Origin of the sequence: Streptomyces polyasparticus (genome assembly GCF_014493765.1) — a bacterium.
In the GTDB taxonomy this organism is placed as follows: Bacteria; Actinomycetota; Actinomycetes; order Streptomycetales; family Streptomycetaceae; genus Streptomyces; species Streptomyces polyasparticus.
In genome coordinates, this window is sequence record NZ_JACTVJ010000005.1 from 691402 (window position 1) to 704251 (window position 12850).

The 12850-nt window shown below is 71.2% G+C and carries 13 protein-coding genes; 2 read left to right on the top strand and 11 right to left on the bottom strand.

All coding sequences use genetic code 11. From position 1 onward, the window contains the following. Positions 1–55 precede the first annotated feature (55 nt). Positions 56–481, top strand: a complete 426-nt coding sequence (locus H9Y04_RS11405; RefSeq protein WP_438818095.1) for an ATP-binding protein — start codon at positions 56–58, stop codon at positions 479–481. A gap of 3 nt (positions 482–484) precedes the next feature. Here the strand turns inward: H9Y04_RS11405 and argF are convergent, their stop codons facing one another. The 7 genes from argF to H9Y04_RS11440 all read right to left on the bottom strand — a co-directional run bounded on the left by argF (position 485) and on the right by H9Y04_RS11440 (position 8651). Beyond that, entirely contained in the window at positions 485–1510 is a 1026-nt protein-coding gene (argF, locus tag H9Y04_RS11410; RefSeq protein ID WP_187813618.1) for an ornithine carbamoyltransferase, read from the bottom strand. Between the two features lie 91 nt (positions 1511–1601). After that, positions 1602–2837: an arginine deiminase gene (locus H9Y04_RS11415; protein ID WP_187813619.1), complete on the bottom strand. Its 1236-nt coding sequence runs from the start codon at positions 2835–2837 to the stop codon at positions 1602–1604. A gap of 191 nt (positions 2838–3028) precedes the next feature. Continuing rightward, positions 3029–5575, bottom strand: a complete 2547-nt coding sequence (locus H9Y04_RS11420; protein WP_187813620.1) for a polynucleotide kinase-phosphatase — start codon at positions 5573–5575, stop codon at positions 3029–3031. Beyond that, complete coding sequence (locus tag H9Y04_RS11425; RefSeq protein WP_187813621.1) at positions 5572–7101, bottom strand: 3' terminal RNA ribose 2'-O-methyltransferase Hen1; 1530 nt, start codon at positions 7099–7101, stop codon at positions 5572–5574. Before H9Y04_RS11425 ends, H9Y04_RS11420 begins: the two co-directional genes overlap by 4 nt. Before the next feature lie 237 nt (positions 7102–7338). Beyond that, positions 7339–8040, bottom strand: a complete 702-nt coding sequence (locus H9Y04_RS11430) for a hypothetical protein (RefSeq protein ID WP_187813622.1) — start codon at positions 8038–8040, stop codon at positions 7339–7341. Positions 8041–8108: 68 nt separating this feature from the next. Beyond that, on the bottom strand, positions 8109–8390 hold the full coding sequence (locus H9Y04_RS11435) for a hypothetical protein (protein ID WP_187813623.1): 282 nt from the start codon (positions 8388–8390) through the stop codon (positions 8109–8111). Positions 8391–8471: 81 nt separating this feature from the next. Then, positions 8472–8651 (bottom strand): hypothetical protein, encoded by a 180-nt coding sequence (locus tag H9Y04_RS11440; RefSeq protein WP_187813624.1) that lies wholly within the window; start codon positions 8649–8651, stop codon positions 8472–8474. Positions 8652–8894: 243 nt separating this feature from the next. Between H9Y04_RS11440 and H9Y04_RS11445 the strand changes: the two genes are divergently transcribed. Continuing rightward, entirely contained in the window at positions 8895–9818 is a 924-nt protein-coding gene (locus H9Y04_RS11445) for an LLM class F420-dependent oxidoreductase (RefSeq protein ID WP_187813625.1), read from the top strand. 166 nt (positions 9819–9984) lie between these two features. Here H9Y04_RS11445 and H9Y04_RS11450 read toward each other — a convergent pair whose 3' ends face one another. From H9Y04_RS11450 to H9Y04_RS11465, 4 genes are all read right to left on the bottom strand, one after another. Beyond that, entirely contained in the window at positions 9985–10452 is a 468-nt protein-coding gene (locus H9Y04_RS11450) for a DUF6099 family protein (protein ID WP_187813626.1), read from the bottom strand. Positions 10453–10618: 166 nt separating this feature from the next. Continuing rightward, positions 10619–11017, bottom strand: a complete 399-nt coding sequence (locus tag H9Y04_RS11455) for a nucleotide pyrophosphohydrolase (RefSeq protein ID WP_236070762.1) — start codon at positions 11015–11017, stop codon at positions 10619–10621. A gap of 16 nt (positions 11018–11033) precedes the next feature. Next, positions 11034–12323 carry an AAA family ATPase gene (locus tag H9Y04_RS11460; RefSeq protein WP_236070718.1) on the bottom strand — a complete coding sequence of 430 codons (1290 nt, stop codon included), beginning with the start codon at positions 12321–12323 and terminating at the stop codon, positions 11034–11036. Positions 12324–12396: 73 nt separating this feature from the next. Further along, positions 12397–12801: a cell division protein SepF gene (locus tag H9Y04_RS11465; protein ID WP_187813628.1), complete on the bottom strand. Its 405-nt coding sequence runs from the start codon at positions 12799–12801 to the stop codon at positions 12397–12399. Positions 12802–12850 lie beyond the last annotated feature (49 nt).

The following is a 12850-nucleotide window of genomic DNA, read 5'->3' on the forward strand; positions in this document are numbered from 1 at the left end:
GGGTTACGCTTCGTATGGTTGAAAGCAGGACAGCCTGCTGCCGAACGGACCCGCCTTGCACGAATCCCCTGCCTCCTGGCGTATCGCACTGCCGCACACGGTCGCGGCCGTGCCGGTCGCCCGCGCCCTGGTCCGTACGGCGCTGCAGGACATCGCGCCAGAGACGGCCGCGGACTGCGACACGGCCGAGCTGCTCACCGCGGAACTGGTCGCGAACGCCGTCGAGCACACCTCCGGCGACGCCCCCATCGAGCTGGTCGTGGAGCTCCTTCCGACCGGCTGCCAGGTCGAGGTGCACGACCCCTCGCCCGCACCGCCCGGCGATCTGAGCCGTCCGATCGAGGACGACTGCCCGGACCCCTGGCAGGAGCACGGCCGCGGCCTGCTCCTGATCCGCACCCTGAGCCAGGCATGCGGACACCGCCTCACCGATTCCGGCAAGGCGGTGTGGTTCACGCTTCCGGCCAGGCCGGCGGTCTGAGCCTCAGGCCAGGGTCACCCGCGGAGTCTCTTCGGCCAGGGTCGCCACCATGACGGCCTTGATCGTGTGCAGCCGGTTCTCGGCCTCGTCGAACACCACCGAGTGCTCCGACTCGAAGACCTCGTCCGTGACTTCCAGCGAGTCGAGCCCGTACTGCTCGTGGATCTGCTGCCCGACCTTGGTGCCGAGGTCGTGGAAGGCGGGCAGGCAGTGCAGGAACTTCACGTCCGGATTGCCCGTGGCCCGCAGCACGTCCATCGTCACGGCGTACGGCGAGAGCGCGGCGATCCGCTCGGCCCAGACCTCCTTGGGCTCGCCCATGGAGACCCAGACGTCGGTGACGACGAAGTCCGCACCCCGTACGCCCTCCTCGACCCCCTCGGTGAACGTGATCCGCGCACCGCTCTTCTCGGCCAGCGCACGGGCCTGCGCCACGATCTCCTCGGCCGGCCAGTAGGCGCGGGGCGCGACGATCCGTACGTCCATGCCGAGCAGCGCGCCGGTCACCAGATACGAGTTGCCCATGTTGAAGCGGGCGTCGCCGAGGTAGGCGAACGCGATCCCGCCCAGCGGCTTGGTGCTGTGCTCCGTCATCGTGAGGACGTCCGCGAGCATCTGGGTGGGGTGCCAGTCGTCGGTCAGACCGTTCCAGACCGGCACTCCGGCGTACGCGGCGAGCTCCTCCACGGCGTCCTGGCTGTCTCCGCGGTACTCGATCCCGTCGAACATCCGGCCGAGGACCCGCGCGGTGTCCTTCACGGACTCCTTGTGCCCTATCTGGGAGCCGGACGGGTCCAGATAGGTGGTGGACGCGCCCTGGTCGGCGGCCGCGACCTCGAAGGAGCACCGCGTACGGGTCGAGGTCTTCTCGAAGATCAGGGCGATGTTCTTCCCGGTCAGCCGCTTGGCCTCCGTACCGGCCTTCTTCGCCGCCTTGAGCTCGGCGGCCAGCTCGACCAGACCGATGAACTCCTCGGCGGTGAAGTCGAGCTCCTTGACGAAGGAACGCCCGGTCAGGTGGGTGGCCATGCGCATGCTCCAGGGCTGGTGGGGACGATCGAAGGACTGCAAGTATATACAAGGGTCGGTAAATGTATACCGGCAGTCGTCGCGCTCGTTCTCAGACCACGCCATCCCGCTCGACCGGGCAACTCATGCACCGCGGCCCACCCCGCCCGCGCCCCAGCTCACTGCCGCGGATCTCGATGACCTCGATGCCCTCCTTGCGCAGATACGTGTTGGTGGTGGCGTTCCGCTCGTACGCGATCACGACGCCGGGCTCGACGGCCAGCACATTGCAGCCGTCGTCCCACTGCTCCCGCTCGGCGGAGTGGACGTCCTGGGTGGCAGTGAGCACGCGGACCGAGCCGAGTCCGAGCGCGGCGGCGATGGCGCGGTGCATGTGCTCGGGCGGATGATCGGTGACCTTCAAGTCCCGTTCCCCGACGCCCGGTTCGATGGTGTACGAGGGCAGCATGCCGAGCCCCGCGTACTGCGTGAAGGTGTCGCCGTCGACCATCGTCATCACGGTGTCGAGGTGCATGAAGGCCCGCCGCTTGGGCATGTCGAGCGCCACGATGGTGCGCGCCGAGCCGGCCGCGAACAGCTTGTGCGCCAGCATCTCGACGGCCTGCGGGGTGGTCCGCTCGCTCATCCCGATGAGCACGGCCCCGTTGCCGATGACGAGGACGTCGCCGCCCTCGATGGTGGACGGGTAGTCGGACTGGCCCTCGGACCAGTGGTGGAAGGGCCCGGCCTCGGCTCCCGTGAACAGCGGGTGGTGCCGGTAGATCGCCTCGAAGTGGACGGTCTCGCGCTGCCGCGCCGGCCAGCGCATCGCGTTGATCGACACCCCGTCGTAGATCCAGGCGGAGGTGTCGCGGGTGAAGAGGTGGTTGGGCAGCGGTCCGAGCAGGAAGTCGTCGAGCTCCATGGCGTGGAAGCGGACGGAGGTGGGCTCGGGGTGGCGCTCCAGGTACTCGCGTTTGGTCATGCCGCCGACGAGCGCTCCGACCAGATCGGCGGCGGTCATCGTCTCGAACGCCGCGCGCAGCGTCGGGGTGGCCAGCGGCCCGTACGCCTTCTCGTCGAAGACGCGGTCGAGGACGAGGGTGCGGGCTTCCGGGATGCGCAGGGTGTCCTCGAGCAGGTCCCCGAAGAGATGCACTTCGACGCCACGGTCGCGCAGCACGTCCGCGAAGCCGTCGTGTTCCTGGCGGGCGCGGCGGACCCACAGGACGTCGTCGAAGAGGAGGGCGTCTTTGTTGCTCGGAGTGAGCCGCTTCAGCTCCAGATCGGGCCGATGCAGAATGACCCGGCGCAGCCGCCCGGTCTCGGAGTCGACGTGGAATCCCATGTCGGCATCCTTACCCACGAAAGCCCCTGCGGCGCTTGAGCAGATCTTTCAGCCCCTGCGGCGCTTGAGCAGATCCGAACGAAGTTCGGATGCCGGGGTCCGGGGCAGAGCCCCGGTTTCGGGAAGGGGCGGGTAGGGGAAGAGGGCCCGCCGCAGGCGAACCCGCACCCCCACCCACCCGCACCCGACACTCAGAGCCGAGGGTCCACCGGCTCCGACTCAAGCGCCAGCACCGCGAAGACCGCCTCGTGGACGCGCCACAAAGGCTCACCGGCGCCGAGCCGGGACAGGGCCTCGACACCGAGGGCATACTCCCGCAGCGCGAGCGACCGCTTGTGGCCGAGGAAACGCCGGCGCAGACGCTCCAAGTTGGACGGCCGCGTGTACTCCGCCCCGTAGATGATCCGGAGGTACTCGCGCCCACGGCACTTGATCCCGGGCTGGACGAGCCGCCTCTTGCCGTCCCGCACCAACGCCCCGAGCGGCTTGACGACCATGCCCTCACCACCGCGCCCGGTCATCTCCAGCCACCAGTCGACACCGGCCTGCACGGACTCGGGCGACCCCGTGTCCACGTACAGCCGGCGCGTCGTCTGCAGCAGTCCGGACGCGTCCGCCGCCACCAACCGGTCGAGCAGCGCGAGCTGTTCGTCGTGCGGGACCGCGGCCATGCTGCGGCCCTGGACGGCGAGGATCTGGAAGGGCGCGAGCCGCACTCCTTCGAGACCGTCGGTCGTCCAGCAGTAGCGCCGGTACGCGTCGGTGAACGCGGAGGCGTCCGCGGCCCGTTCGCGCTGCCGCGTCAGGAGCTCACCGGCGTCCACACCGCGTGCCACCGCCGCCTCCAGAGCGGCGACCGCACCGGGGAAGACCGCGCCCGCGGCCGCACCGACCGCCGCGTACTGCGTCCGCAGCAGGCCGGAGGCCTTGAGCGACCACGGAAGGAGCTCCGCGTCGAGCAGTACCCAGTCCGTGCCGAGCTCCTCCCAGAGCCCGGCCTCGCCGACCGCCGCGCGCAGCCGCCCGAGGATCTCCTCGGTGACCGCGGGGTCGGAGAAGAAGGGGCGTCCTGTACGGGTGTAGAGGGAGCCGGTCGGGCCGTCCACGCCGAAGCGTTCGCGTGCGGCCGCCGCGTCGCGGCAGACCAGTGCCACGGCGCGCGAGCCCATGTGCTTCTCCTCGCACACGACGCGCTCGACGCCGTCCGCGGCGTACTGCGCGAAGGCTTCGGCCGGGTGCTCCAGGTAGCCCTCCACCTGCGAGGTCGCGGTCGGGGCCATCGTCGGCGGCAGGTACGGGACGAGCCGCGGGTCGACCGCGAAACGGCTCATCACTTCGAGCGCCGCGGCCGCGTTCTCCTCGCGTACCGAGACGCGCCCGTGCTCACCGGTCTCCACGATCCGGCGGCCGTACACGTCCGCCAGGTCCAGCGGCCGGCCCTCGTGGCCGCCGGGCGCCTCGGACGCGAGCGGCTTGACCGGCTCGTACCAGACCTTCTCGGCCGGCACCTCGACCAGTTCGCGCTCCGGCCAGCGCAGCGCGGTGAGCTTGCCGCCGAAGACGGCGCCCGTGTCGAGGCAGATGGTGTTGTTGACCCAGCTCGCGGTCGGCACGGGCGTGTGGCCGTACACGACCGCCGCACGGCCGCGGTAGTCCTCGGCCCACGGGTAGCGCACGGGCAGACCGAACTCGTCGGTCTCGCCGGTGGTGTCCCCGTACAGGGCGTGGCTGCGCACCCGGCCGGACGTACGGCCGTGGTACTTCTCGGGCAGACCGGCGTGACAGACCACCAGCTTGCCCTCGTCGAGGACGTAGTGGCTGACGAGCCCGTCGATGAACTCCCTTACCTCCGCCTTGAATTCCTCGCTCTCGCCGTCCATCTGCTCGATGGTCTCCGCGAGCCCGTGCGTGTGCTGGACGTTGCGGCCCTTGAGGTAGCGGCCGAACTTGTTCTCGTGGTTGCCGGGCACGCACAGCGCGTTGCCCGACTTGACCATCGACATCACCCGGCGCAGCACGCCCGGGCTGTCCGGGCCGCGGTCGACGAGGTCGCCGACGAACACGGCCGTACGGCCTTCGGGGTGCATTCCGTCCGCGTACCCCAACTTGCCGAGCAGGGTGTCCAGTTCGGAGCGGCAGCCGTGGATGTCGCCGATGATGTCGAAGGGGCCGGTGAGGTGGGTGAGGTCGTTGTAGCGCTTCTCGATCGTGATCGAGGCGCCCTCGATCTCCTCGACCCCGCGCAGGATGTGCACCTTGCGGAAGCCCTCGCGCTCCAGGCCGCGCAGCGAGCGGCGTAGCTCGCGCTGGTGGCGCTGGATGACGCGGCGGGGCATACCGGCGCGGTCCTCGCGCCGCGCGTTGCGCTCGGCGCAGACCGCCTCGGGTACGTCGAGGACGATCGCGATCGGCAGGACGTCGTGCTGCCGGGCGATCTGGACGAGCTGACGGCGCGACTCGGTCTGCACGTTCGTCGCGTCGACCACCGTGAGCCGGCCCGCGGCCAGGCGCTTGCCCGCGATGTAGTGCAGCACGTCGAAGGCGTCACCGCTGGCGCTCTGGTCGTTCTCGTCGTCGGCCACCAGGCCGCGGAAGAAGTCGCTGGAGAGGACCTCGGTGGGCTTGAAGTGCTTACGGGCGAAGCTGGACTTGCCCGATCCGGTGGAGCCGATCAGGACCACGAGGGACAGATCGGTGACGGGCAGGGCGCGGCCCGGGACCTGGGTCTCGCTGCTCATGCCTGCTCTCCCTTCGTGGTGCGGGTGCTTTCGGTGCGGGTGCTTTCGGTGCTGATGCTTTCGGTGCTGGTGTTTTCGGTGCTGGTGTTTTCGGCGATCGTGAAGACCGCCATCTGTGTGGGCGGTCCGACCTCGGGGTCGTCCGGTCCGACAGGCTTGAACTCGACTGCGTATCCGTGCCGTTCGGCGACCTTGTCCGCCCAGGCCCGGAACTCCTCGCGCGTCCACTCGAACCGGTGGTCGCCGTGGCGTGCGTGCCCGGCGGGCAGGGACTCCCAGCGGACGTTGTACTCGACGTTCGGCGTGGTCACGAGCACGGTCGTGGGCCGCGCCGAGCCGAACACCGCGTATTCGAGCGCGGGCAGGCGCGGCAGGTCGAGGTGCTCGATGACCTCGCTGAGCACGGCGGCGTCGTATCCCTTGAGCCGCTTGTCCGTGTACGCGAGGGAACCCTGGAAGAGCTGCACCCGCGAGGCCTGCCGCTCCCCCATCCGCTCCAGCTTGAGCCGGCGCGCGGCGATGGTGAGCGCGCGCATCGAGACGTCGACACCGACGATCTCGGTGAACGACACGTCCTTGAGCAGCGCCTGCACCAACTGCCCCTGGCCGCAGCCCAGGTCGAGCACCCGGTGCGCACCGGAGGCCTTGAGCGCCTCGATGATCGCGTCCCGTCGCTGCAGGGCGAGCGGCACCGGCTTGTCCTCGGTGTCCGTCTGTTCGTCCACGGCGTTGTCGACCTGCTCGACCTCGAGCTCGTCGAGGTCGGCGAGGCGCACCAGTTCGAGCCGCTCCATGGCCTCGCGGGTCAGCGACCAGCGCCGGGCCAGGTAGCGGCTGGTGATCAGCTTGTGCTCGGGGTGCTCGGCGAGCCAGCCCTCACCGGCGCGCAGCAGCTTGTCGACCTCGTCGGGCGAGACCCAGTAGTGCTTGGCGTCGTCGAGCACCGGAAGCAGCACATAGAGGTGGCGCAGCGCCTCGGCGAGTACGAGGTCCCCTTCGAGTACGAGACGTACGTAGCGCGAAGCACCCCACTCGGGGAACTGGGTGTCGAGCGGCACGGGCTCGGCCGTGACCTGCCAGCCCAGCGGCTCGAACAGCTTGGTGACCAGGTCCGGGCCACCGCGGGCGGGCAGCGCGGGCACCTCGATCCGCAGCGGCAGCGGCCGCCCGACGAGGTCGGGCCGCGCCGGGCACACCCCGCGCAGGGCGGACTTGAACACGGAGCTCAGGGCCACCGCGAGGAGCGAGGACGCGGCATACGGGCGGTCGTTGACGTACTGCGCGAGCGCCGCGTCGGGGGCGCCGCCGCGGCCCTTGCCCTTCCCCTTGCGCACGAGCGCGACGGGATCGATCTCCAGGAGCAGCGCGGCCGTGCACCGGTCATCGTTCGCCTCGGGGTACAGCACATGCGCCCGGCCCTGCGCGGTGCCGAACGACTGCGCCTTGTCGGGATGCTTGTGCAGGAGGAAACCGAGGTCGGATGCGGGGCGGTCCGGGGTGCCGGTGGTGGAGATCGTCAGGAACACGGTGAGTGCCTCGATACATGGGCGTCTTGACGCCGTCTGAGTGGGTGCGCCCAGGGCCGGGCGCCCGCTCAAAGTACCTCGAACACCTCGTCGACCTGCACGGATTTTCGTCCCGTACGGGCGGGCTCAAGGTCTCGGCCGCGGGCTGCGTGACCCTTCACGGGCCGGCGCTCGTGGGCCGCGGGTCCCTTCACGGACCGGGCGCTCGCGTGCCCGGTACCACGTCGGCGAGCCGCGTCAGCGGCGGCGGATCGACCGTACGACCGCCGTGTAGCCGAACGCGGCGAGCAGCGCGGCAAGCCCGGCGCTCTGCGCCGCGAGCCGCCAGGTGACCGGCTCGGGGGTGATGCCCCGCGGCTCGACCCGCCCCTTCGGGTCGTACACCATCGCGATCGACTCACCGGGGGACACCGAGGCCGAGCAGCCGCGCCACAACCGGCGTTGCACAGGGGTGCCGTCCCCATGCCGTACGGAGCACAGATAGCGGCCGCCGTCCTCGCTGCTCGCATCCACCGCGGTGACCACGACCTGGACGCGCTCGCCGCGCTCGGCCAGCGTGAGCTCGGTGGCGAGCTGCGGGACGACCGCGGCCAGCGCGATCCCGAGCCCGGCGACCGCGCCGGTCAGGAGGCGTCCGGCGCGGGTGACGAGCAGATACAGCGTGAGCGCCGACGCGGCGACGGCGCCGGCGGCGAGGGCCTTCGACGACGGGAGTCCGGCGAGGACGGCCGCGACCGCGCAGCCGATGACGGCCAGGGTTCCGATGAGGGCGACGCAGATGCCCTCGATCCGGAGCCACAGCGGCGGCGGCAGGGCGGGGCGGCTCAGCCGGCGCTGTATCCGGGCGGCGGGAGAGCGGCGGATCCGGGTGCCGGCGGCATGGCGGGAGGACTCGACGGCCCTGTCCCGTCCGCGCTGTCGACCCCGCTCGTATTCCACCGGTGCATTATGCAAAACGGGAGGTCACAAGGGGAGTCGGATTTCGCGGGGGTGCGCTGCCTGCGGCCTCACATGGTGGCGAAGACGAACAAGGTGGGCACGATCTGCCCGAGAACCGCTGCCGCGAGGCCCATCAGGAGACCTGCCAGATGGAAGGTGCGGCGGCGGGAGACGTCGCCGTTCTTGGCCTCGACGACCAGGCCGACCAGCGCGACACCGATGGCGATCGCGCCGGCCGTCGTGGCGGAGAAGAACTGGATGCCGAGCATCAGCAGGGCGGCCGCGCCGACGAGGACGCTGACCGTGGCATGGATCCAGCCCGTCACACTGCTGCCGCGCGTCTGCGCCATCTCCCCCACCTCGCCGTTCGTTACGGCCGCCCGTTTCGCTACGGCCGCCCGTTCGGGCCGTCACCTTAGCGGACCGGGGTGTCAGCCTCCGGGGGTGCCCTCGGCGGAGGTGCGGGGTGCGGACTGGAGATCGGCGTCGAGCTGGGACAGATCCGCGTTGAGCGCGGCCATCAGCTCCTCCATCTGCTGCAGCAGCCCCTTGGGGCGGCCGCCCTGGGCGGGGATGTCGACGGCCTGTTCCGGCGCGGCTTCCTGGGACATGACGGCCTCCTCGGCCTGCGCTCCGTCCAGTGGGGCGGAGCAAGTTGGTGCAGGCGACGCCCGGGCAGCGTTCGCCGGGGCCGGGCGGTCCGGCTCCGCCCGAGCCAACGATCACCTCCGTGGCCGGTCACTGGCACGGACCGCCGCCGGGCGCGCAGTTGACGGAGTTTCACCCGACCGAGGACCCGGTGGACGGGCAGGGTCGGCTCGGTTGACGGCCGTTCGAGCGTGCAGGATGGAGACATGGATCTTCGCATCTTCACCGAGCCCCAGCAGGGGGCCACCTATGACACGTTGCTGAGCGTCGCCAAGGCCACGGAGGAGCTCGGCTTCGACGCCTTCTTCCGGTCCGACCACTACTTGAGGATGGGCTCCGCGGACGGTCTGCCCGGTCCGACCGACGCCTGGATCACCCTGGCCGGCCTGGCCCGCGAGACGAAGCGGATCAGGCTCGGCACCCTCATGACAGCGGGCACGTTCCGCCTTCCCGGGGTTCTGGCGATCCAGGTGGCGCAGGTCGACCAGATGTCGGGCGGCCGGGTCGAACTCGGTCTGGGCGCGGGCTGGTTCGAGGAGGAGCACAAGGCGTACGGCATTCCGTTCCCCAAGGAGAAGTTCGCCCGCCTCGAGGAGCAGCTGGCCATCGTCACCGGGCTCTGGGCAACGGAGGTCGGCCAGACCTTCTCGTACGAGGGCACGCACTACCAGCTGACCGATTCGCCCGCGCTGCCCAAGCCGGCGCAGGCCAAGGTGCCGGTCCTCATCGGCGGCCACGGCGCTTCGCGCACGCCGCGCCTTGCCGCCCAGTACGCCGATGAGTTCAACATCCCCTTCGCTTCGATCGAGGACAGCAAGCGGCAGTTCGGCCGGGTCCGCGCGGCGGCCGAGGAGGCGGGCCGCAAGGCGGACGAGCTGGTGTACTCCAACGCCCTGATCGCCTGCGTCGGCAAGGACGACGCAGAGGTCGCCCGCCGCGCGGCGGTCATCGGCCGCGACGTGGACGAACTCAAGGCCAACGGCCTGGCCGGCTCCCCGTCGGAAGTCGTCGACAAACTGAGCCGCTACGCGGAGATCGGCTCCCAGCGCGTCTACCTCCAGATCCTGGACCTGGACGACCTGGACCACTTGGAACTGATCTCTGCGCAGGTGCAGGGGCAGTTGGGCTGAGGACGGGGCCGTGACGCCGGGCGGGATGAGCGGCGGGGCTGAGCGGGAGACTGCCGGGCGGGGCGGACTGAGCGAGGGAGGCCGCCCCGCCGGGGTTCGTCCACCAGGACCGTCCCCGGCGGGACCTGCCCCATCGAGGCCTGCCCCTCCCCACCGGCCCCACCCCTCACCGCCCCGCCACCTCCCGACCCAACCCCTGTCCGCCCAGGCGGCGCAGCATTTCCAGGACGCGGTCGCGGGAGTCGTCGGCGGCGTCGATGGCCTCTATGCACTGCCAGTAGTCCGCCTCGCCGTCCACCGCGCAGGCCACGCCCACCAGGGCGATGCCGACCTCGCCGAGGAGGGTGCCCAGGGCGACGAGGCAGGCGCGGGGGTCGGCGATCGAGGTGAGGTGGGTGGCCCGTATGCGGTCGGGGGGCAGGGGCGGGGTGCCGAGCAGTGCGCAGCCGCGGCCGCTCACCTCGCTCAAGTCCAGTGCCTCGTCGCGCAGTTCGGGCGGGCCGCTCACCGCGAGGCGGGCCGCCATCGTCCTGGCCAGTGCCTGGGCCTGCCAGGCCTCGGCCAGGACGTCCGGCGGCGCGTCGCTGCGCGCCAGCGCACCTCTGATGGCCACGATCAGCCGTAACGCATCCATCTCGTATCCCCCGTGCCGTACATCCGGTCGGCCGCACTCCAGCCGCGCCGCCGGCCGTACATCCGTGCTGCCCTACGCATTCACTACCCAGAGTGAGGGCGACCGGGCCCAAGGGCCAGAGGATTTCGGGAAACTGTGGACAGAAGCGCGGTTGTGGATAACCTCGTCACTCCGCAGAGTGACCGTCCGTATGCGACGAGCCGTCCGCCGACGAACCGGCCGCAGCGGGCGTGGACTTGATCCGCCCCGGCGCCGCGGGCCCTCGCGCCCCCACCGGATAGCGCTGCTCATTGCGGTCGATCTTGTCCGCCAGGGCCTCGAGCGCGTCCACGCCGAGCACCTCGCAGAACTGCAGCAGATACGCCAGCACATCGGCGACCTCGTCGCGTACGCGGTGCGCGAAGTCGGGGTCCTCCATGACGTGCGCGGACTGCTCGGGGGTCAGCCACTGGAAGATCTCGACCAGTTCGGCCGCCTCGACACTGAGCGCCGAGGTCAGGTTCTTCGGCGTGTGGTACGGGCCCCAGTCGCGGGCGGCCGCGAAGGCGGCCAGCCTGCGCTGCAGCTCCCGTACGTCGAGGTCACTCTTGTCGCTCGTGCCGCTGTTCCGGCCGCTGTTCCGGCCGCTCTTGCCGCGCTGCTCGCTGCGTTCCTTCTCTGTCACGCCCAAGGTCTACCACCGTCGCCCCCTCCACCGGACCCGGCCCCTCCCCGACCGCACTCCCGCGCACACACTCACCCACCGCGTCCTCCCCCACCACCGCGAGCAACCGGATATGCCCCCGCGCGCACATCCGCGCCGCAAGCCGCAGCAGTTCCGCACGCTGGCGCCGGTCGAGCCCCCGGTCGAAGCCGTCGGCGACGACCGTCAACGGCTGCAGCGCCGAGGGGACTTCACTCACCCGGTCCACGGCCAGCACGTCCGGACCGGTCAGCAGGACCAGGGAGAGCGCCAGGTAGCGGAGCTCCCCGTCACCGAGACGCGCGAGAGGCGTGCCTGCGGAAGGCGCCGAAGCACCCCGGTCGAGCACCGCCCGCAGCAGGGCATCCCCCGCATCCTCCTCCACCCGTACGTCCGCGACCGCCCCCGCACACCCCGCCCGCGCCGCCGCGACGAACAGCGCATGCCGGTTGCCGCACTCCGCGCGCGTACGGCGCAGGACATCGGCCAGGTTGTCGCACCCGCGAAGGAGCCGGCCCGAACCGGCGGGGACGGGTGCCCGCATCCGCGCGGGCCGCGGATCGCAGGCGTAGGAGGAACGCAGCGCGAGCACGACCTGCTCGGCGGCCGCGAGGACGCTGCGCTGCCCGTCGGTCTTGCCGGCGACCCGCAGCGGAAGCAGCGCGGTGGCGAGCAGGTCGTCGGGCAGCGGTGCGCGCGTGACGGCCGCGCTGCCCGCGGTGTGCCAGGCCGCCTGGACCGTACGGCGCGCGGGGTCGCGCAGCGCGGACTCCATGAGGACCACGTCGCCGAGGCTCAACCGCTCGCCCGCGATCCGCAGTTCGGGCTCCACCTGTACGGCGAGGTCGAGCCGCACCCGGCCCGCGGGCCCCGTGACGGCACATCCGATACGGAAGCCGCGCCGCCCCTGCCGGTCGGGGCGCGCCCACTCCGGCACGCAGGCCCCGGGATCCGGTACGGCGTCCGGGAGCGCCGCCCCCGACGCGAGGCGCGCGAGCACTTCGTACGCCCGCAGCGCGCTGCTCTTGCCGCTGCCGCTCGCCCCTGCGACCAGGGTGAGCGGTCCGAGCGGCACCGTGGTGCCCCGGTGCCCGGCGAACGCGGAGAGCCGCAGGGCACTGACGGCGGGACATCCGGGCGCGGGACCGGGCAGGCCCGCCGGGGCGGGCGCCTGGATGAGCACAGTCATGACTGCACGCTATACAGGCCGTCGCATGACGAACCGTTTTGCCTGCTCCCGCTTCCTACGATCGATGGATGCGCTACAAACGGGGCAGCGCGACCCCCGTCGCGTGCTGTACCAGCCCCTGCACCTCGGTGTCCGCGGGTGTCAGGAGGAACACATTGCGGTCCACACGGGTCATCGCACAGTTGAGCCCGAAGACCACGCCGCTGCTGAAGTCCAGGACCCGCTTGGCGACTTGGGTCTCCGCGCCGCTGAGGTCGAGGAGCACCGGTATCCCGCCCATCAGGGACTGGGCCACGTCGCGCGCGTCGGCGAACACGTTGACCCGCAGCACCGTGAACCGGCGCCGCGCCTCCGTCCGGGCCTCGGGCTGGGCCCGGTGGCCGGGCCAGGACGGCCATTCGTCCCGGCCGCGCAGGGGTACGACCTCGGCGAGCCCCTCCCACTGTTCGTCCGTGACGTCGCGGTAGTGACGGTTCACTTTTCCACCTGCCCCGGGCGTCGGCTGCCGCCGGCCTTGTGGCTCGCAC